Annotated in this window: 19 protein-coding genes; 4 read left to right on the forward strand and 15 right to left on the reverse strand. The window is 48.4% G+C overall.

Going from position 1 to position 20,259, the window contains the following annotated elements; translation table 11 throughout:
- Positions 1–193 precede the first annotated feature (193 nt).
- On the forward strand, positions 194–1,663 hold the full coding sequence (gene zwf, locus ADU24_RS13045; protein WP_053368922.1) for a glucose-6-phosphate dehydrogenase: 1,470 nt from the start codon (positions 194–196) through the stop codon (positions 1,661–1,663).
- Positions 1,664–1,713: 50 nt separating this feature from the next.
- Entirely contained in the window at positions 1,714–2,331 is a 618-nt protein-coding gene (locus tag ADU24_RS13050; protein ID WP_053367049.1) for a cyclase family protein, read from the forward strand.
- A gap of 313 nt (positions 2,332–2,644) precedes the next feature.
- Here ADU24_RS13050 and ADU24_RS13055 read toward each other — a convergent pair whose 3' ends face one another.
- The gene (locus tag ADU24_RS13055; RefSeq protein WP_053367050.1) at positions 2,645–3,931 is read right to left on the reverse strand and encodes a DNA polymerase IV; all 1,287 of its coding nucleotides are present in this window, start codon (positions 3,929–3,931) and stop codon (positions 2,645–2,647) included.
- A 188-nt stretch (positions 3,932–4,119) separates the two neighbouring features.
- Between ADU24_RS13055 and ADU24_RS13060 the strand changes: the two genes are divergently transcribed.
- The gene (locus ADU24_RS13060) at positions 4,120–4,851 is read left to right on the forward strand and encodes a hypothetical protein (protein ID WP_053367051.1); all 732 of its coding nucleotides are present in this window, start codon (positions 4,120–4,122) and stop codon (positions 4,849–4,851) included.
- Positions 4,852–4,985: 134 nt separating this feature from the next.
- Here ADU24_RS13060 and ADU24_RS13065 read toward each other — a convergent pair whose 3' ends face one another.
- From ADU24_RS13065 to mce, 3 genes are all read right to left on the reverse strand, one after another.
- Positions 4,986–6,107: a M20/M25/M40 family metallo-hydrolase gene (locus tag ADU24_RS13065; RefSeq protein ID WP_053367052.1), complete on the reverse strand. Its 1,122-nt coding sequence runs from the start codon at positions 6,105–6,107 to the stop codon at positions 4,986–4,988.
- Positions 6,108–6,186: 79 nt separating this feature from the next.
- On the reverse strand, positions 6,187–7,740 hold the full coding sequence (locus ADU24_RS13070) for an acyl-CoA carboxylase subunit beta (RefSeq protein ID WP_053367053.1): 1,554 nt from the start codon (positions 7,738–7,740) through the stop codon (positions 6,187–6,189).
- A complete protein-coding gene (mce, locus tag ADU24_RS13075; protein ID WP_053368923.1) occupies positions 7,741–8,154 on the reverse strand; it encodes a methylmalonyl-CoA epimerase in 414 nt (137 codons plus the stop codon).
- Positions 8,155–8,351: 197 nt separating this feature from the next.
- Between mce and prli42 the strand changes: the two genes are divergently transcribed.
- Complete coding sequence (gene prli42 / locus ADU24_RS23050; RefSeq protein ID WP_156324576.1) at positions 8,352–8,447, forward strand: stressosome-associated protein Prli42; 96 nt, start codon at positions 8,352–8,354, stop codon at positions 8,445–8,447.
- Positions 8,448–8,566: 119 nt separating this feature from the next.
- On the opposite strand, the gene ADU24_RS13080 is transcribed toward prli42, so the two are convergent.
- The 11 genes from ADU24_RS13080 to ADU24_RS13125 form a co-directional block, all read right to left on the reverse strand.
- Positions 8,567–9,079 carry a L,D-transpeptidase gene (locus ADU24_RS13080; RefSeq protein ID WP_053367054.1) on the reverse strand — a complete coding sequence of 171 codons (513 nt, stop codon included), beginning with the start codon at positions 9,077–9,079 and terminating at the stop codon, positions 8,567–8,569.
- A 24-nt stretch (positions 9,080–9,103) separates the two neighbouring features.
- Positions 9,104–10,099: an aromatic acid exporter family protein gene (locus ADU24_RS13085; protein WP_053367055.1), complete on the reverse strand. Its 996-nt coding sequence runs from the start codon at positions 10,097–10,099 to the stop codon at positions 9,104–9,106.
- 76 nt (positions 10,100–10,175) lie between these two features.
- Positions 10,176–10,898: an amino acid ABC transporter ATP-binding protein gene (locus ADU24_RS13090; RefSeq protein ID WP_053367056.1), complete on the reverse strand. Its 723-nt coding sequence runs from the start codon at positions 10,896–10,898 to the stop codon at positions 10,176–10,178.
- Positions 10,891–11,550, reverse strand: a complete 660-nt coding sequence (locus ADU24_RS13095) for an amino acid ABC transporter permease (protein WP_053367057.1) — start codon at positions 11,548–11,550, stop codon at positions 10,891–10,893. The genes ADU24_RS13090 and ADU24_RS13095 overlap by 8 nt, the downstream gene beginning before the upstream one ends.
- An 80-nt stretch (positions 11,551–11,630) precedes the next feature.
- On the reverse strand, positions 11,631–12,422 hold the full coding sequence (locus ADU24_RS13100) for a transporter substrate-binding domain-containing protein (protein ID WP_053367058.1): 792 nt from the start codon (positions 12,420–12,422) through the stop codon (positions 11,631–11,633).
- Between the two features lie 561 nt (positions 12,423–12,983).
- On the reverse strand, positions 12,984–13,421 hold the full coding sequence (locus ADU24_RS13105; RefSeq protein WP_053367059.1) for a BrxA/BrxB family bacilliredoxin: 438 nt from the start codon (positions 13,419–13,421) through the stop codon (positions 12,984–12,986).
- Positions 13,422–13,979: 558 nt separating this feature from the next.
- Positions 13,980–14,627, reverse strand: coding sequence for a nuclease-related domain-containing protein (locus tag ADU24_RS23705; RefSeq protein WP_331457045.1), 648 nt, complete (start codon positions 14,625–14,627; stop codon positions 13,980–13,982).
- Between the two features lie 3 nt (positions 14,628–14,630).
- Complete coding sequence (locus ADU24_RS23550; RefSeq protein ID WP_231689611.1) at positions 14,631–14,837, reverse strand: nuclease-related domain-containing protein; 207 nt, start codon at positions 14,835–14,837, stop codon at positions 14,631–14,633.
- A 330-nt stretch (positions 14,838–15,167) separates the two neighbouring features.
- Positions 15,168–16,211, reverse strand: a complete 1,044-nt coding sequence (meaB, locus tag ADU24_RS13115) for a methylmalonyl Co-A mutase-associated GTPase MeaB (protein WP_053367060.1) — start codon at positions 16,209–16,211, stop codon at positions 15,168–15,170.
- On the reverse strand, positions 16,211–18,406 hold the full coding sequence (scpA, locus tag ADU24_RS13120) for a methylmalonyl-CoA mutase (protein WP_053367061.1): 2,196 nt from the start codon (positions 18,404–18,406) through the stop codon (positions 16,211–16,213). Before scpA ends, meaB begins: the two co-directional genes overlap by 1 nt.
- Positions 18,399–20,201: a methylmalonyl-CoA mutase family protein gene (locus ADU24_RS13125; RefSeq protein WP_231689612.1), complete on the reverse strand. Its 1,803-nt coding sequence runs from the start codon at positions 20,199–20,201 to the stop codon at positions 18,399–18,401. Before ADU24_RS13125 ends, scpA begins: the two co-directional genes overlap by 8 nt.
- Positions 20,202–20,259: the final 58 nt, after the last annotated feature.

A 20,259-nucleotide genomic window follows, 5' to 3' on the forward strand; every position in this document is an offset into this window, starting at 1 on the left:
TCACGTTCCATGCCGCCTTTAAACGATGTGGCTTCCGGCGCACTCTACGAGGAACATCGATTGCGAATCATTTGCGTAATAGGGCAGAAACGGCTACACTTTTGTATTTGAATAGACATGATGCATTTGGAAAATTATTTTCGTAAAGGAGTTTTCTTCCTTGCCACAAAATGGAGAACAAAAATCATTGATTATGATATTCGGGGCGACGGGCGACCTCGCGAACCGGAAGCTTTATCCTTCTTTGTACAGGCTCTTCCGAAAAGGCCTTTTATCGGAGCAGTTTGCGGTAATTGGGGTCGCCAGAAGGCCGCTTACAAACGAGCAATTTCAGGAAAATGTGAGAAATTCGGTCCTTGAAGCCGGCGAAAATGGCGAGAGCATCGGCCAATTCGCTTCCCACTTCTATTACCATTCACATGATGTCACAGACTCTGCTTCATATGCAGCATTGAAACAGATAGCCGAAGACCTGGACAATCATTATGGGCTTGGCGGTAACAGGATTTTTTACTTGGCAATGGCACCCGAATTCTTCGGCCCGATTGCCCTTCATCTTAAAAGTGATGGCCTGACGGACGTATCCGGTTTCAAACGGCTCGTTATTGAAAAGCCATTCGGCCATGACCTTGAGTCGGCCATTGAACTGAATGAGCAAATACGCACGGCTTTCGGTGAAGATGAAATTTACCGGATTGACCATTACCTCGGCAAGCAGATGGTCCAGAATATTGAAGTTATCCGTTTTGCAAACGCTCTTTTTGAGCCTCTCTGGAACAACCGGTATATCTCAAACATTCAGATTACATCAAGCGAAACGCTTGGGGTCGAGGAACGGGGACGATATTATGAAACTAGCGGGGCTCTAAGGGATATGGTCCAAAACCATATGCTGCAGATGGTCGCGCTGTTGGCAATGGAGCCGCCGATCAAGCTTACCACCGATGAAATCCGCTCGGAAAAAATCAGGGTCTTCCGCTCCCTCCGCTCGATCGAGGGCAAGGAAGTATCCGAATATTTCGTCCGTGGGCAGTATGGTTCCGGAGTTTTGGACGGCAAAGAAGTTCCGGCTTACCGGGACGAACCGAATGTAGATAAAAACTCCAATACGGAAACATATGTGGCGGGAAAAGTTATGATCGACAACCAGCGCTGGGCCGGTGTCCCGTTCTATATTCGGACAGGGAAACGCCTTGGCGCCAAATCAACGAAAATCGTCGTCCAGTTCAAGGATATTCCGATGAACCTGTATTACCAGCCTAATAAACCATTGAATCCCAACCTGCTCGTCATCCATATCCAGCCCGAGGAGGGAATCACTCTCCACCTGAACGCCAAAAAGGCGGGCCAGGGAATGGACGCGACGGAAGTGAAATTAAGCTACGCCAATAACGAGGTCAATGAAATGAACACACCGGAAGCATATGAATTGCTGCTGTACGACTGCATGCGCGGCGACGCGACAAATTTCGCACACTGGGACGAGGTCGCCCTTTCGTGGAGTTTCGTGGACAAGATTTCGGATGCGTGGGAGAGCACGAAAGACGAGAGCTTCCCGAACTACGAACCGGGTGCAAGGGGCCCAGCCGCGGCGGAGGAGCTGCTTGCGAAGGATGGCTTTTTCTGGTGGCGTGTACGGGACCTGAAAGTAGAAAGATGCTAGAGTTAGTGTCAAAAGTTCTATTGAAAACTGTATCGACCGGAGGGGAAAATATGAAAATCCATGATATTACCGCGCCAATATTCGAAGGAATGACAGTTTATAAAAACAAGCCTGAAAAACAGCCGAAGCTTGAAACAATAACAAACGGCCATGTTACAGAATCAAGGCTGAGCATTGACGTACATACAGGTACGCATATTGATGCACCGCTCCACATGATAAATGAAGGGAAAACCTTTGAAACAATTTCGATTGAGGAGCTTGTAAGAAGCTGCAAGGTATTTGACATGACCCATGTGGCTGACAGGATTTCCGCCGGGGACCTGGAAGGGCTCGATATTGAAAAAGGGGATTTTGTCCTGTTCAAAACAAAAAACTCCTTTGAAGAGGAATTCAATTTTGACTTTATTTTTGTCGCCAGTGACGCTGCCGAACGGCTTGCAGAAATTGGGGTTGCCGGCGTGGGAGTTGATGCGCTTGGGATTGAACGCGCCCAGGAAGGCCATCCAACCCATAAAGCGTTAATGGGACGGGATATCATCATCATTGAAGGGCTCCGCCTGAAAGATGTCCGTCAAGGGGAATATTTCATGGTTGCCGCGCCCCTTAAGCTGCAGGGAACCGATGCCGCCCCGGCGAGGATATTGCTATTGGAAGGCATCAGCTGATTAGCGGTGATTTTATTCCTAGAAGCCCGACTATTGGCAAATATATCGAACAGCAGTCGGTTGTTAGGCATTTGGTCACTAAACGATGGCTTAGCGACCGAACTTCAACGGCAAGCGGGTCTTTCGGGCTCTAAACGATGACTTAGCGACCGAACAGCAACACCCAGCGGGGCTTTCGGGCTCTAAAGGTGTTTTACAGTGTTCGGTAATAAGAGTTCCGCCTAATAGTGTAGTATTGTATGAGAACCATCAAATAAAATGCCGCCCGGCTCTATGGGCGGCATTTTTCACAGGCTTATTTTAGCTCTAGTGGCTAGTCAACTTTATTCTCTTCTTCCCGGGCCCCAGGCCTGAATCCGCGAAGAAAATCCTTGTTGAAGCTTGTTTCCGTTCCTTTATTTGGATCGGTTTCCTTCAAGGTGCCCGCATTGGCAATAATGTTTTTCCCATATTTCTCTTTTAGCACGGAAAGGGTATTATAAAGCGGTTCCTTTTTCGCTTCCTTTTCATAGGAAAACAAGTCGAGCTGTTTGACAGCCTCTTCCGCTCCCGCCAAATCCGATCCCGTAATGCCCAGCAGCCTGACAGGATCGCCGTTCCAGTTCGTAATAAGTAGCTGTTTGGCAAATTCCAGTATTTCTTCCTTTCCGGCTACAGGGTTCGTAAGCTTTCTGCCGCGGTTGACCGTTTTCCTGTCCTTGTAGCGGATTGTGATGGAGAGGGAATTGGCAACAACCTGTTTCCTTTTCAGCCTTGTGGCAACTTTATCCGCAAGGCCGTCAAGCACCGCCAAAAGCTCGTGCTGGTTTGCAATGTCCCTCGGCAGCGTCGTGGAATTCCCGATGCTTTTAAAATCAGATACGGAATCAGGATCCACATGGCGCGGGTCAATTCCATTCGCGCGGTCTTTCAGCCTGGGACCGTTAATCCCAAGAAGCATCTTCAATTGTATATCGTTGGCGGAAGCAAGCGCCCCGATCGTTTCAATCCCGATTCCTTTCAGCTTATCCGCTGTTTTCGCGCCCACTCCGTGCATATCGCCGACCGGCCTTGGCCAAAGGACTGTCGGTACATCCCGTTTCCGGAGTACAGTTATCCCCATCGGCTTTTTCATATCCGAAGCTGTTTTGGCAAGGAATTTGTTCGGGGCGATCCCAATGCTGCATGGCAAATCAAGCTGCGCCATGATCCGCTTCTGGATCGTCTTCGCGATATCAAGCGGGCTTCCGAGTTCATAGCTTTCCGTAATATCCAGATACCCCTCATCAATTGATACCGGTTCGACTAACTGTGTAAATTGGGAAAGGATATCAAACATTGCCTTTGAGGCTGCCCGGTAACGATCAAAGTTCGGCCGCATCACAATCAGCTGCGGGCAAAGCTTTTTCGCCTCCCATAGTGGCATTGTCGTCCTGATCCCCATCTTTCTGGCTTCATAGCTGCATGTCACGATGATTCCACGCCGTTCCTCCGGATTGCCGGCAATGGCCAGGGGTTTCCCCTTCAGGGACGAATCATGGGCTGCTTCCACCGATGCATAGAAACTGTTCATATCGACATGCAAAATAACCCTGCCCTTTTTCGGATACATCTCCTTCATGGCCATCACCCCCGTTCTCTTTTCTCTTAGTTTAACAAAAACAGGGCGTCCCCGCATCCCATCGTGAAGGCAATTCATTTCCGGATGAACTTGTGATTCCTCGGCCTATTTTGTAATATAAACGAAACATGCTAACATAAAATACGTCAAATGAGTATAACTGTTTATTTCAGCAAGGAAGTGATGGTATGAGAAAGTGGCTGGCTGTAATTGGCGTGCTTTTCCTTTTGGGAGGCTGCGCGATTGGGGATACTCCCAAACAGGCCAAAGATACAAATCAATCAGATGATGGCGGTAAGGGGCAAACCCGCCCAGGCGCAGGGAAAACCCCGGATAAGAATGGGGGCAAAGCTGGCAATGGCAAAAATAGAAACGAAAATGGAACAGGCAATTCAATCCAAACCGCTGCCTACCTGCCCACCCCCAATCAAATAAAAATGTTTAGAGGAACCGGAAATGAATTTGCTGCAGAGGTAGAAAGGGTCTTTTCCAAGGAAGGGGAATTCATTTCAACGGTAACCGAAAACGGGGGAACAAGTATCCTTAGGATTTACCGGCTTGGCAAAGAGGGAATATCGATTGTATACGAAGAGCCTGAATACTATTCGGAAGATCCTCCCGACATCGCAAAGTTCAAGCCGGATTTTAAATCGAAGCTTCTACTGCCAGGTTCCGTTAGGCTCAATCAGCAATTCGATGGATGGATCGTGAAGGAACTGAATGCCACGGTCACAATCCCATTTGGAAAAGTTTCCAAGGCAATCATCCTTGAGAAAATTGGCGAGGATGGGAGCATCGTTCAAAACAGCTGGGCCCCGGGGCTCGGAATTGTTAAAAAATCGTTTTACCTCAAAGATGCCTCTGGCAATGAAACGAGTGTAACAACGGAACTTGACAGCATCGAACCGGGAGATTGGTAGGCTGCCCGAGGAATTATGCATGCAATGAATCTTCTCAAAAGCTTTCCTAGTGGAGCGAAAATTACATCCACATCGACATTGCCCAAAAAAATAGGGAGCCCGGCATGTAAGCCAGGCTCCCTTTTCGCATGGAATTATTGATTGGCGACTTCCTCGACAATCGCAATCGTCATTTCAGCAAGCTTGCCAAGTTCTTCAATCGGCATCCGCTCATTTGTCGTATGGATTTCCTCGTACCCTACAGCGAGGTTGACAGTTGGGATTCCAAAGCCGGCAATCACGTTCGCATCACTGCCTCCCCCACTTTGCTGGAGCTCACAGCTGCGCCCTATCCTTGCGGCTGCCTTCCTGGCTACCTCGACAACATGGTCGCCCGCGCCAAACTTGAAACCGGGATACATGACTTTTACTTCTACTTCCGCCCTGCCTCCCATCTGTTCGGCAACCTGTTCAAATGCTTCCTTCATTTTCGCGGCCTGTGCTTCCATTTTTTCAGCAACAAGCGATCTTGCCTCTGCTAAAATATCGACACGGTCAGCTACGATATTCGTCGCCTGGCCTCCAGCAAACCGCCCAATATTTGCCGTCGTTTCGCTGTCAATCCTTCCGAGTGGCATTTTCGCAATTGCCTTCGCTGCAATTGTGATCGCAGATATGCCCTTTTCAGGTGCGACCCCCGCATGCGCGGTTTTTCCATAAATGACCGCGCTGATTTTTGCCTGCGTAGGCGCGGCAACGACGACATTGCCCACCTTCCCGTCGCTATCAAGCGCATAGCCGTATTTGGCCGTTATCTTCGATGGATCAAGTGCTTTTGCGCCCACTAGGCCCGACTCCTCGCCAACTGTAATAATAAACTGGATTTCACCATGGGGAATCGATTGTTCCTTAAGGACGCGAATCAATTCGAACATGGCGGCAAGCCCTGCCTTATCATCCGCGCCGAGGATTGTCGTCCCGTCCGTCACGACATAGCCTTCCTTGATTGAAGGCTTAACGCCGTTGCCAGGAGTGACAGTATCCATATGGCTCGTAAAATAAATCGGATCCACCCCGTCCTTTGTGGCGGGCAAGGTGCAGATCAGGTTTCCTGCCCCGTGCCCAGTAATGGAGGTAGTGTCATCTTCAAAAACATCCAATCCAAGCGCAGAAAACTTCTCCTTCAGAACCTTTGCGATTTCCGCCTCGAATTTTGTTTCGGAATCGATTTGGACAAGCTCAAGAAATTCATTCAACAACCGTTCGCTGTTAATCATCCATAAAACCTCCGTCGACTAAATATGTACTCGCTATTTTAGTATACCTTTCCGGGTGCTCCATCATCAACATCCCGAATTATAACGGAATGTTGCCGTGTTTTTTCGGAGGTCGTGATTCGTGCTTGTTTTTTAGCATTTCAAGCGCCTGTACTAGCTTAATTCTCGTTTCTCGGGGGTCGATGACATCGTCGACCATACCCCTTGCGGCCGCCACATAAGGATTTGCGAATTTTTCACGGTATTCTTCAATTTTTTGCTGGCGTACCTTTTCCGGATCAGGGCTGTTTTCGATTTCCTTTGCAAAAATAATGTTCGCGGCCCCCTGTGGCCCCATTACGGCGATTTCGGCGTTCGGCCATGCGAAAACGAGATCGGCGCCAATGGATTTGCTGTTCAGCGCAACGTACGCGCCCCCGTATGCCTTCCTTAAAATAACCGTTAGCTTCGGTACTGTCGCTTCCGAATAAGCGTACAAAATTTTCGCCCCATGCCGGATGATTCCGCCATGTTCCTGTTTAACCCCTGGAAAAAAGCCTGTGACGTCCTCAAATGTAATAATCGGGATATTGAAGGAGTCGCAGAACCGGATGAACCGGGACGCCTTATCGGATGAGTCGATATCGAGCCCGCCGGCCATTACTTTTGGCTGATTGCAAACAAGGCCGACTGTATCCCCTTTGATCCTGGCCAGGCCAACGACAATATTTTTCGCGAAATCACGATGGATTTCCATGAAGCTTCCCTCATCCACAACATGATTGATGACTACCCGCACATCATACGGCCTGATTGGGTCGAACGGAATGCAGTCCACCAGGTCAGCCCTGTAATCATCCCCTGTATCCACGGTTTCGGCATGCGGAGGCTTCTCCCGGGAATTCTGGGGCAGGTAGCTTAATAGCTTCCGGACGGATTCCAGCACTTCTTCTTCTGTTTTTCCCATGAAATGGGCGTTCCCGGAAATGGAGTTATGTACTTTTGCCCCGCCAAGGTCCTCCGGCGAAATTTTCTCACCAGTCACTGTTTCGATGACCTTAGGGCCGGTAATAAACATTTGGCTTGTGCCTTCGACCATAAAGACGAAGTCCGTGATGGCCGGCGAATAGACCGCTCCGCCCGCGCATGGGCCCATAATCACGGAAATTTGCGGGACGACTCCTGAATAAATCGCGTTTCTGTAAAAGATTTGCCCATACCCATCCAGCGACACAACCCCTTCCTGGATCCTCGCACCGCCCGAATCATTTAACCCAATTACCGGCGCTCCATTGTTCGCGGCCAGGTCCATCAGGTGCGCGATTTTCTTCGCGTGCATCTCGCCAAGCGCACCGCCAAACACGGTGAAGTCCTGGGAAAACACATACACTGGCCGGCCATTGATTTTACCATAGCCAGTTACGACACCGTCCCCTGGCCCCTTCTGCCTGTCCATCCCAAAATCGGTCGTCCTGTGCTCAATGAACGGATTCAGTTCAATAAACGTCCCTTCATCAACAAGAATGTCGATCCTTTCCCTTGCTGTCAGCTTCCCTTTGGCATGCTGCCGGGCAATTCTTTCATCGCCGCCACCCATCTCAATCTCGCGGCGTTTATCATAGAGTTCATTGATTTTTTCAAAAATATCTGCCATTTACCTCTCCATCCCTTTCTTCTCGCAAAACTCGTATAACACCCCGCCGGTTGATTTTGGGTGCATAAATGCAACCTGCGCCCCACCGGCACCCGGCTTTGGCTCGTCCTGGAGCATCCTGATTCCGCTTTCCTTCATTTCATTGATCCTATCCTTGATGGAGGTAACGCCGAAAGCGACATGATGGATGCCTTCCCCCCTTTTTTCAATATGCCTTGCAATCGCGCTTTCCGATGAGGAAGGTTCAAGCAGTTCGAGCTTCGTCCCACCTGCATCAAGGAAGGCGACAACCACTTTCTCGCTCTCCACTTCCTCGATTGCCAAAAGCGGGAGTTTCAGGACATCTGTATAAAAAGGAAGCGCTTCCTTTAAGGATTTGACGGCAATCCCGATATGGTCCACTTTGTTGATCATAGTTTCATCCCCTTTGCATTTGTCGGCGGGTATCCGCTTTTTTTTCGAAACAGTCTCCGGTTTCCCCCTAAAATTTCGACAATTATTGTATTCTCCCAAAAGTGTCATAAATCCTTCCCAATTTGCAAGGTTGTCCATTGCCCTTTTTCCCGGTACAATAATAGTATCCCATAACTCATTAAGGGAGGAGAAATTATATGAATAACCGGAAGTCCAGAAAGGTCATTGTCTACCTGATGCTGTTCGCGATGCTCGCATCGACACTCCTGCTCGGATTATCTTCATTTCTATAAGAAAAGCGGAAGCACCCGTTTAGTGATTGATGCTATGTTGCAGTAGTGTTGATCTAGACAAACTTTTATATTTAAAAAAACGAAAGGGACCGCCCATTAAGTGGACGGTCCCTTTTTTCCTATTGAATGGCACCATATTCAATTCCCAATTCCGCAAAAGGCCGATTTGAGGATGTGATCAAAATTTTCGTGCCGAGCGGAATGAACGGATAGAGCGATTCAATTCCTTCATTTTGAAGCCTAATGCAGCCCTCTGATACATACTTTCCGATGGATGAAGGATCATTTGTGCCATGGAGCCCGTAAGTCCTGCCATCCGTTCCTTTGGCGTCAAAGCCGATCCATCTTGTTCCAAGCGGGTTGGCCGGGCTAGAACCAGGAATGTCCTTCTTACGGTAATACGGATTTTCGGCCTTGACTGTTACGGTAAACAGCCCTTCCGGAGTCAGTCCGGCGCTTTTCCCCGTACCGACCGAAAGGACAGTCTGGACCCGGTTGTCATCAATAAAAGCCATTTCGTTTGTCTTTTTATTGATGATGATAAACGTATCGCCCGGGAGCGGATTTGGGCCAAGCGGCCAGATTGGTGAAACAAACAGGACAGATAAAAGCATAGCAAGTAAATTTGCCATACATACCACCCTTGCCATTTTTCCCTAGTTTGCGCCAAATGCCCCGCTTCGATTCTCCTTTTCCGTTCCCTTAATCCCTTTAAAAGAGCTTTTTATGAGAAGGTAGTCCTCAAGCTCATTAACCATTTGGACGACCGCTGCCCTTGCCACAAATTCCTCTCTCGTTCGCGGAAGCTTCATCACTTCGAACTCTTTCTTCAAGTTTCTTAATTTATCAAGGTAGATGTACGCCGTATTGCCGGGATGGATGTTCTCGCAAAGCTCCTCAATAAAATCAGCCATCATCCTGCCCTGTTCGACTGATCGGGTAAGCGAAGCAGAGATTGGCAATATCCGTTCGATGATTCCAAACTGTTTTTCCCTCATCATAAAATAACGATAATAGTCGTTTTCCTCACGGAGCAGATGGTTCTCGACATCGCGGAAAGCGAGTGATTTCGCTTTATTCAAAAGCTTCGAGGTTTCATCTATTTCCTTTCCATCCCAGGTGCTTTCATTCGTCCGCAAATATCGGGCCATTTCCAGAAAAATTTTCCTGAAGTTGTCTTCTATCTGGTTCCCGTATTCATACAGTTTTTTTTCAAGGCTCGGCATATACAGATTCATCACAAGCGCCACCCCAATCCCGACCATAATCACGATGAGCTCATTCAAAATAATATCTTTTGAAATATGGCCCGCTGAATAAATATGAAGGATGATGACTGAACTTGTCACAATCCCATCATTGGCCTTTAGCATCACAATTGTAGGGATAAAGAAAAATAGCATTAAACCGATGACGAGCGGATGGTAGGCAATTGACTCAAAAAAAAGCGCGGAGAAAGGCATTGCCAAAGTGCAGGCTAGAAATCTGTCCCATGCCGCCCTAAGCGACTTTCTTTTCGTCGGCTTGATGCATAGGATTGTCAGGATCGCAGCCGAAGCGAAGTTATGGGCTCCCAACTGCTGTGCGATGATGATGGATGCCGCTGTACCAATCGCGGTTTTGGCCGTCCTGTAGCCAATCCTGTATTTCATAGACTTGTCCCTCCCTGCAAAAAAAAACAAATGAAAAAGATGATCATAGCGACCATCTTTTCCTAGCATATCCTCATTAAAGCATTTTTTGCAAGAATTCCTGAGCCCTTTTGCTTTTTGGGTTTGAGAAAAATTGCTCCGGAGCCGCATCCTCGACCAGGACACCGCCATCAAGGAACAGAACCCGGTCGGCAACTTCCTTGGCGAAGCCCATTTCGTGTGTGACGATTGCCATCGTCATCCCTGTATGTGCCAACGACTTCATGACGTCTAGAACTTCCTTAACCATTTCCGGGTCAAGCGCGGATGTCGGTTCGTCGAACAGCATGACTTGCGGCTTCATCGCCAGAGCCCTTGCAATCGCGACCCGCTGTTTTTGCCCTCCTGAGAGGCGGCCAGGATACTCCCCTGCTTTTTCAAAAAGTCCGACTCGCTCTAGCAGTTCATAGCCTACTTTTTCCGCTTCGGCCTTTGTTAATCCTTTTACCTTCATCGGGCCGTATGTTAAATTTTGCAGGACCGTCTTATGTGGGAATAAGTGAAAATGCTGGAATACCATCCCGACATTTTCACGTACCTTGTTGATATTGGTCTTCTTGTCCGTAATTTCGCTTGGCCCGATCCAAATCCGTCCGCTTGTAGGCACCTCAAGCATGTTCATGCAGCGCAGGAATGTTGACTTCCCGGAACCGGATGGCCCGATAATGGCGACCACCTCTCCATCCTTTATAGAGGTCGTTATTCCTTTGAGAACCTCAAGCTTTCCAAAATTTTTGCGCAAATCCTCAACTTTAATCACCGCGCCTCATCCTCCTTTCAACCAGCTTGCCAAGGAAGGTCAAGATAATGACCATGAGGTAATAGATTAAGCCGGCAACAATAAGAGGTTCAAAGTATGAATAATACTGGGCCCCTACCTGGTAGGAACGGCGCATGATATCCATGACCCCGATGGTTGTAACAATGGCTGATTCCTTGGTGAGGGTTATGAATTCATTCATAAGTGCAGGCAGAATATTTTTCAACGCCTGCGGCAGGATAATATCCCACATCATTTGCCTGTATGGAACGCCCAGCGCAAGGGCTGCTTCCCTTTGTCCTTTGTCGACCGCAAGAATCCCCGCCCTGATGATTTCGGAAATATACGCCGCGGAGTTAAGCGCGAATGAAATGATGGCTGCGGTATAAGGCTCAATCTGAAATCCAAGAATTTGAGGGGAGCCAAAATAGATGATCATTAGCTGTAGGACGAGCGGCGTACCCCTAAAAATACTTGTATAGGCATCCGCCAGCCAGCCCAGCGGCTTAATTGTGCTTATTTTAAATAGTGATAAAACAATTCCAAATGCGAATCCGAGTATGCCCGCTATCAATACAATGCGCAGCGTAACAAGGATCCCTTCCAATATATACGGAATAGAGGGGACAATTTGCCCAAAATCCAATCCCATTCTAAAAACCATTCCTCTCTGCTTCAACTGTAAAAACGTTCAGAGAGGACATGCCTCCTGAACGTTTACATGCTTTCCCTTTATTGTTCCCCGCCAAACCATTTTACAACCAGTTTATCGAGTTCACCATTTTCTTTCATTTTTTGCAGTTCTTTGTTGAATTTCTCAGTCAGTTCGCTATTCTTAGGGAACGCGATTGCGGAGCCGGCTTCTTCCGGATCATCCGAAATGGTAAACCCTTCAAGGTTTTTTTCGTGTGCGAAGAATCCCTTGGCAACTGTGTCCTCAATGATGGCGGCGTCGAACCGGCCGGATTTGATTTCCTGGATCAGATCAGGAATCCTGTTCCTGTCTTCGATTTTAATTTTCACTTCTTTTTGGATTTCCTCGGCTTTTCCTTGCTGGATCGATCCAAGCTGGACGCCGACTGTCTTGCCTTCAAGATCCTTCAGTGATTTAATGCCGCTGTCCTTTTTCGTAACGATCATATGGGAAGCGGTGTAGTAGATATCGGTAAAATCAACATTCTTCTTGCGGTCTTCCGTCGGGGTCATACCTGCAAGAACAAAGTCTGCCTGGCCGGATTTAAGCGCCTGCACAAGTCCGTTGAAGTCCATGTCTTTCACTTGCACATCGTAGCCAAGCTTACTGGCCAGAGCTTTCGCCAGGTCAACGTCGAACCCAATAATTTCATTGCTTTTTTCAGTTTCGATATACTCAAATGGCGGGTAATCGGCAGAAGTACCCATGATAAGAGTTTTCTTATCTTCTCCTCCGTCCCCGGTTTTCGCATCGTCTTTCTTCGTCCCACAAGCTGAAAGGACGCCCGCAAGCAGGACTGCGCTTAAAAATAAAAGAATGCTTTTTTTCATTGAAGTTGACCTCCCTAATTTACTGAAAATTTTCTATCTTCATTATTACTACCCATTTTAAACGTGAAAAATCCCTTTTTACAAGTAAAAACACCGGGTAATAATTATTCACATTAATGAATTTTAACACGTATAAATAATTATGCAATAGTATTTTTAAAAATCACATTGGAAATTTAAAGAAAAGTTGGTGTGGAAGGATTTTCAGCTGTAGCGTTGTAGTATGAATGGATTTCGGATGGTTTTTTTGGGGTGTGACATATTAGTTTGGGTATTTAGCTGGGGTATTTTTGCAAGTGGCTCCTTTGGGTAGCGGCATTGAAGTATGGGGTATGCTAGCGGGGTCCGATTTTGCGAGAGATGAGCGGTCCTGGTTTGCGGAGGATAAACAAGTCATGGCTTTTTTATAGGGATGAGGAAATCCAATGGCCGCTCGTTTTTCCAGATCCAGGACCAGGTGCCGTGAAATTGCCGCCATGCACCCCAAAAAACGGCCTGTTGTGCAGGGGCACAACAGACCGTTAAAAGCTTCTCGAAACGTAAGGGTTTTTCCCTGCAGCGTTACAGCTCTTCGCAGTACTGGTCAAAGCTTTGCTGCAACTTCTGGATAACATTCATTGGGTCAAATCCTTCAATATCATGGCGCTCAATCATCGTGCAGATTTTACCGTCCTTCAAAAGCGCGAATGAAGGAGAAGATGGCGGGTAGCCGGTAAAATAGCTCCTAGCCTTCTCAGTGGCTTCCTTATCCTGGCCGGCAAAAACGGTAACAAGGTGGTCCGGGCGTTTATCATAATGGATTGCATGCGCCGCAGCAGGCCTCGCGATGCCTCCCGCACATCCGCAAACCGAATTGATCATAACAAGCGTCGTTCCCTTGCGGCTAAGCGCTTCATCCACTTCTTCAGGGGTTTTCAGCTCAGTATAACCCGAAGCCGAGATTTCCTGGCGCGCCTGTTGGACAACGTCGTTCATAAACAAATTAAAATTCATATTCAATGGAATCACTCCCTGTAAACTGAAATAAAAATACCTATTTCTATCATACAGGGCACGGAAGGGGTTTTCAATTATTGAGAAAAATTGTGCAGACAGGTTTATTTCCTTCCCGCTCGGGGAAAGGTAGAACTACAGCTAGATCCATACCCCTAAACTCCCTAATTTTTTGGATAGCGCATTTGCGCTATCCGCTTTTTTTGTTTCTGCGATGACAGCAGCACAAAATAAAGTGATTTTGGCAGCCTGCTAACGTGGTTCCCACTTTGCTGTCCAGACATCGGGCATCTTTGGACACACTTCCCTCGAAAATTCTATTTGCTGTCCAAACATGAGGCATCTTTGGACACACAACCCTTGAGAATTCACTTTGCTGTCCAAACATGAGGTATCTTTGGACACACAGCCCTCGAAAATTCTATTGGCTGTCCAAACATGAGGCATCTTTGGACACACATCCCTCGAAAAATTAATTTGCTGTCCAAACAGGTGACAACAGAATTTTCTTTCGCAAAATTATTCTTCTAACGAATGAAGTATATAACGCGTTTTGGATAGTAATTAAATAAAATATGTGTTACTTGTACTTCCTACTAAATTAAAATTCTTTTTTAAGGCTCTAGTAATTGTTCGTTTAGCCAAGTCAATGTTACACCACTCATGAATACCACTAGTCGTAACCTTCCGCTCCGGAAACAGCAGCTTAAATTCCTCGGTATGACGCAATATAGCGGATTCGAACTTTTCATGCCCGCCGCAATTTCCGCATACCAAATCGAAATGTTCAATAATCGAAAATAAACATCCGCAGTTTCCACAAAGCATCCCTTTCCTTAGCTGCTCATACCGATAAACTGGCAGCTTTTGAAATCGGTTTTTGGTCTGGTGGAGTGATTGAAGGGTCTGCGCGAGTTTTCGATGGCCATCGTTTAGCCTGGATGGCAATTCGTTCACTTCCCGGATAAATCGGTTAGCCTGTGTTGGGAGAAAGAATGGTTGATTCATAGGAGCCTGGTACAAGGTGAATTCAGGATTGATGAAGATAACGTAGGGTTCGATGAGGAAATTGAAGTTATAGGTCTTGAAAAGCTGGCGGAGGAGCAGCGCACTTCTTTTTAACTGGTCAAGAGGATTTTTGTATTCCTCCCCGGTTCTAATGGAGATAAATTTGTCGCCGTCAATGTAAAAATCACCATAAAAGTTTTTCACATCTCACAGGTACGAAATGCCCTGCGAAATGATTAATGAATCAATTTGTAGTTCCATATTGTTTACTTCCAGCCGCAAATCATTGAGGATATACCGTTCTTCGACGATATTTTTTGCGAGGAGGTCAAACTGCATTTCCCCTTCGAACCCTCTTTCCAAATTGGAGAGTCGCTTCCTATCATCTGGAGCAAGATCCATCCGTTTACTCAAACTCCTTAAAACCAGTAGTTCCTCTGGTTCCGTTCTGTTTTTTAAAAACATAAGCCACTTCCTTTCCAAGTCGGTAAGCCCATTCTATTAAAAAAATTCCCTTATTGCTGTGAAATTTTTGTTAACTTTTTCCTGCCCGTGGAAATGGTTTGAGGCTTTTCCCCAATATTCATCTAAAAGCTAAATAAAAAGAAGCGGGTTACACGCCCCGCTCCATGTTAAAGTTAAAAATCTAATTGAAAATCGATATGACTCTCCATATTGTACACCGGCCTGGTTGACCAACAAACTAACTAACTTCCTCCCTGGACAGCGCCTGGTTAACAACCCCTATTCTCCCCGCCCATAAAAAACCCCAAAAAGTTGTTCCGCAGCGCTGGCCGCCGTTTTTCTTCCAGCCAGGATATCATTCTCCAGCCCGGGCAAAAGTTGCTTAACCCCTTCATTTTGATAAAAGCTGTAGTGGAGCTGGTCGGAAATGACGGTGTGGAACCAGTCGCGCATTTGCGACTTGCGCCTTTCCTCGAAAAAGCCTGTACTTCTGGTTACCTTACTGAACTCCCCGATAACCGACCAGATTTCCGATATGCCTTTATGGGTCAAGGCCGAGCATGCGAGTGCCCGTGTGTCCCAGCCTGGGGTCGCCTGCTGCAGGAAATGGAGGATCCGCTTGTATTCCATCCGGGTCTGTTCGGCGAGCGGTTCATTCAATCCGTCTGCCTTGTTCACCACTATGGCATCGGCAAGCTCCATGATCCCTTTTTTCATACCCTGAAGCTCGTCGCCGGCGCCAGTTAGGACGAGGAGGATGAAAAAATCGACCATTCCCCTGACTGTCACTTCGCTCTGCCCGACCCCGACTGTTTCAACAAGGATGACATCAAACCCGGCCGCCTCGCACAGCAGCATTGATTCCCTCGTTTTCCGATGGACCCCGCCAAGCTTTCCGCCGGATGGGGATGGCCTGATGAATGCATTCGGCTCACGGGACAGGTTTTCCATTCTCGTTTTGTCACCGAGGATGCTGCCCCCGCTTACTGTTGAGCTTGGATCGACGGCTAGGACGGCCACTTTATGGCCTTGTTCGCAAAGAAATGATCCAAACGCTTCAATAAATGTGCTTTTGCCAGCCCCGGGAACACCTGTAATACCAATTCGGACCGAGTTTCCGCTGGACGGGAGCAATTTTTGCAAAAGCTCCTGGGCTTCCTTGAAATGATGGCCCGCATTGCTTTCGATGAGCGTTATCCCGCGTGCAAGGGCGCTTCTTTCCCCCGCAAGGATACCGCTGGCTAGGCTATCAACCGACATTGAAGACCCGGCTTTTTTCCGGAAGGCGCTCCTGCCGCCCCTTTTTCCAAAATCATTCCCCATCAAAGCTCTACTTCCTCGTACCCTAGTGCTTCGTAAATTGCCTTGATCACTTTCTGTGCGGCAACAGGGATGACAGTGCCTGGTCCGAAAATCGCAGCCGCGCCGTGGTCATATAAATACGCGTAATCCTGAGCCGGTATAACCCCGCCAACAACGACGAGAATATCCGGACGCCCAAGTTTCCGAAGCTCCTCGACCAGCTGCGGCAATAGGGTTTTATGGCCGGCGGCAAGCGAGCTGAAGCCGACAACATGGACGTCGTTTTCCACAGCCTGCATCGCCGTTTCGGCCGGGGTCTGGAATAGCGGGCCGATATCAACGTCGAAGCCGAGGTCGGCAAAAGCGGTTGAAATGACTTTCGCGCCACGGTCATGGCCGTCCTGGCCCATTTTCGCAATCAGGATCCTCGGCCTTCTTCCCTCATTTTCTAGGAATTCATCGGCCATTGCCTTAACCCTGGCAATCTCTTCTTCATTTGAAAATGCCGAGCTGTAAATTCCGCTAATAGAACGAATCGCAGCACGATGGCGGCCGGCCGCTTTTTCAATCGCATCTGAAATCTCGCCGAGGGTGGCTCTTGCCCTCGCGGCTTCAACAGCGAATTCGAGCAGATTGCCTTCGCCAGAACTGGCCGCTTCCTCAAGGGCGGACAGGGCTGCTTCAACCGCACGCGCATCCCGGTTCGCCTTTAATTGATTCAATCTTTCAATCTGCTTGTTCCGGACGGCAGTGTTATCGATATCGAGGATATCCAATGGCTCCTCTTGCTCAAGCCTGTATTTGTTAACGCCGACGATTGTTTCCTTGCCAGAATCGATTTTTGCCTGCCTCTTGGCCGCTGCTTCTTCAATTTTCATTTTCGGCAGCCCGGTCTCAATCGCCTTTGCCATCCCGCCGAGCGCTTCAACCTCTTCAATATGGGCGGTTGCCCTTTTGATCAGTTCAGCCGTAAGCGCCTCGACATAGTAGGAGCCTCCCCACGGATCGATGACTTTTGTAATCCCGGTTTCCTCCTGAAGGAATAATTGGGTATTGCGGGCGATCCGCGCCGAAAAGTCTGTCGGCAGCGCAATCGCTTCATCAAGCGCGTTCGTGTGCAGCGACTGGGTATGCCCCATTGCTGCGGCATGCGCCTCAAGGAGCGTCCTCATTACATTATTGAACGGATCCTGTTCTGTCAGGCTCCATCCTGACGTTTGAGAGTGGGTCCTGAGCGCCAAAGATTTTTCGTTTTTCGGATTGAATTCCTTTATCATTTTCGCCCAAATGAAACGGGCTGCCCTCATCTTCGCGACTTCCATAAAATAATTCATGCCGATTCCCCAGAAAAAGCTGAGCCTTGGTGCGAACGAGTCAATATCAATTCCAGCCTTCAAGCCAGTCCTTACATATTCAAGGCCGTCCGCGAGCGTATAGGCAAGTTCGATATCCGCTGGCGCGCCCGCTTCCTGCATATGATAGCCGGAGATCGAAATCGAATTGAACTTCGGCATATACTTTGATGTATAGGCAAAGATATCGGCGATAATCTTCATCGACATCTCAGGCGGGTAAATATAAGTGTTCCGGACCATATATTCTTTTAAAATATCATTCTGGATCGTCCCCGCCAGCTGCTCACTGCTGACGCCCTGTTCCTCGGCCGTAACAATGTAGAATGCCAGAACAGGCAGCACGGCACCGTTCATTGTCATCGAGACGGACATTTGGTCGAGTGGGATGCCATCGAACAGGATTTTCATATCAAGGACGGAATCAATCGCAACACCGGCCTTACCTACGTCGCCGACTACCCGTGGATGGTCGGAATCATAACCACGGTGGGTCGCGAGGTCAAATGCAACCGAAAGCCCTTTTTGCCCCATCGCCAGATTCCTTCTATAAAAAGCATTGCTTTCCTCGGCCGTTGAGAAACCTGCATACTGCCGCACTGTCCACGGCCTGTTGACATACATCGTCGGATAAGGTCCGCGTGTAAATGGCGGCAGGCCAGGCTTCCCGTCCAGGTGTTCAAGTCCGTCAAGATCCTCTCCGGAATAAACAGGCTTCAGGCCGATCCCTTCATTCGTCTCAAACAAAAGCTGGTCAATTTGTTTCCCAGCAAGCTTTTCGCATTCAGCCTTCCATTCTTCTTTTCTGGAAACGCGGCGGGCACCGAATAGGTCCGCCGTCTGAAAATCGGGTTTTTTACTCATTTCCTGCCGCCTCCAATTCACCAATCACATTCGCCAAAAAGTCGTGGCAATTGCTTCTGATATGAATAAAATCCTTCAGCCCCGCTTCCAGCCATCGATTTTTTTCATCCGGCCCAGGCTGCCCCGCAAGGTAAAACAACATCTTCGGATACCGCCGCTTCATTTCGGTTAACATCCCAAGCCCTATCTCCGTGTACCGCTCATCCGTCGAGCAGAAGCAATAACGGGTAAGCCCGGATTCGGCGATAAACGCTTCTGCATCCGCCACGGAAAGAACCTGTCCGCTCCGAACAGCCCTAATGCCGCCAGGAGCCAGAAAGCCCTCAACAAAATCCGCGCGTAGCTTGCTTTCTTTCAGGGTGCCCAGGCAAATGAGGCCAATCGAAGCCTTTTTCCCCGATTGTTCAAGAATGGCCGCTTTCAACCGTAATTCCTCAAATGGAATCGAGAGCCGCGTTCCCCGGATTCCATAATCCGCTACATCCCGGTGCTCCGGTATTGCCTTCGCTGTTTCAGCCAAGTTTGCATAAACATTTGTGCCAACGATACTCTGCTTTCTCGCCTTTGCATCGGCCATCCTTTGAGCGAGCGTTGCGGCAATTTCCTTTTCCAGCCATCCCGACTCAAGGACAGCAGGCATGCCTCCTAGGGCATCCATTTTTCCAAAAAGCTCCCACGCCTTTTCCGCCAATTGCTCGGTCAGCTCTTCAATATACCAGGAACCTCCGGCCGGATCCGCAACTTTATCCACGTAGGCTTCCTCCTGAAGGATCAGCTGGATATTCCTCGCGATCCTTTCAGATAGAGGAGTGGCACCCTCAAGCGAATCAAACGGCTCTACGTGCACATACTGGACGCCGCCCAGCACTGCGGCAAATGCTTCATTGCCAGCACGAAGCAGGTTCACATGCGGGTCGTACAGCGTTTTTGTAAACCTTGATGTCTCAGCAGCAATGACCATTCCACGAACAGATTCCGAAGCGCCATATAGTTCCCTGATCCTGTCCCACATGATTCTTGCTGCGCGAAGCTTTGCAATTTCCATGAAGAAGTTTGCGCCTATAGCAAAGCTAAAAACAATTTTTGAAAAAACGGCCTCTAAGTCCATGCCAGCCTTCAGGAGCTGTTCAATATAGAACACACCTGATGCGGCAGCCGCAGCCAGTTCCTGGACCGCATTGGCGCCTGCATGATGATAGACGCCCGCATCCACGAAGACCGTCCTTAAACTCGGGTGCTTCACGGCTGTTTCGAAAATAGTTTTCTCCCAGCCGGATTCCGACGGGTTGCCCCCAATCTTTTTTGCAAAATCAGCAAGCGGGTCATACCCGATGTACCCGGTTAACCCGCCTGCCCCATTGGCTTCTTCCAATACGGCAATAAATTCCGCCTGTCCCCCGCCTGCATTCACCGCGAACGGATAGGATGCCGAAAAACGGGCCGTGCCAAGGGCAGCTTCCCGCTCAAGCCCTTTCTTCATTTTAAAAGAAATTGCGGTCTGTCCTTTCGCAAAAGCATCCACTAGCTTATGGGCCAGTTCTTCTGGTAACCCCCAGGAGATTTGCTGGGCGATATGCCATTTCCTGTCTCTGAAACCGAGCGGGTTGATTCCCCTCCTAAAATCAGGGCTGCCAGGATAACCCGGCATTTTTCCATCCTCTCGGTAGTAAAGCGGTTTCAAAATAATCGATTCATATGTATGGCTGTTTAAAGAGTCAATTGATTTGCCCTTTAAGGTTTGTTCGGCTTTGTTTTTCCAATCATCGATTGTTGTTTCGGGAAAGCGATAAGCCATTATTTTGTCCATCCCCATACTCGTTCGTCCCCAGGCGCGGAGACGGTCCCCCCTTTCA

Source organism: Bacillus sp. FJAT-27245, assembly GCF_001273955.1.
GTDB lineage: Bacteria > Bacillota > Bacilli > Bacillales > Cytobacillaceae > Bacillus_D.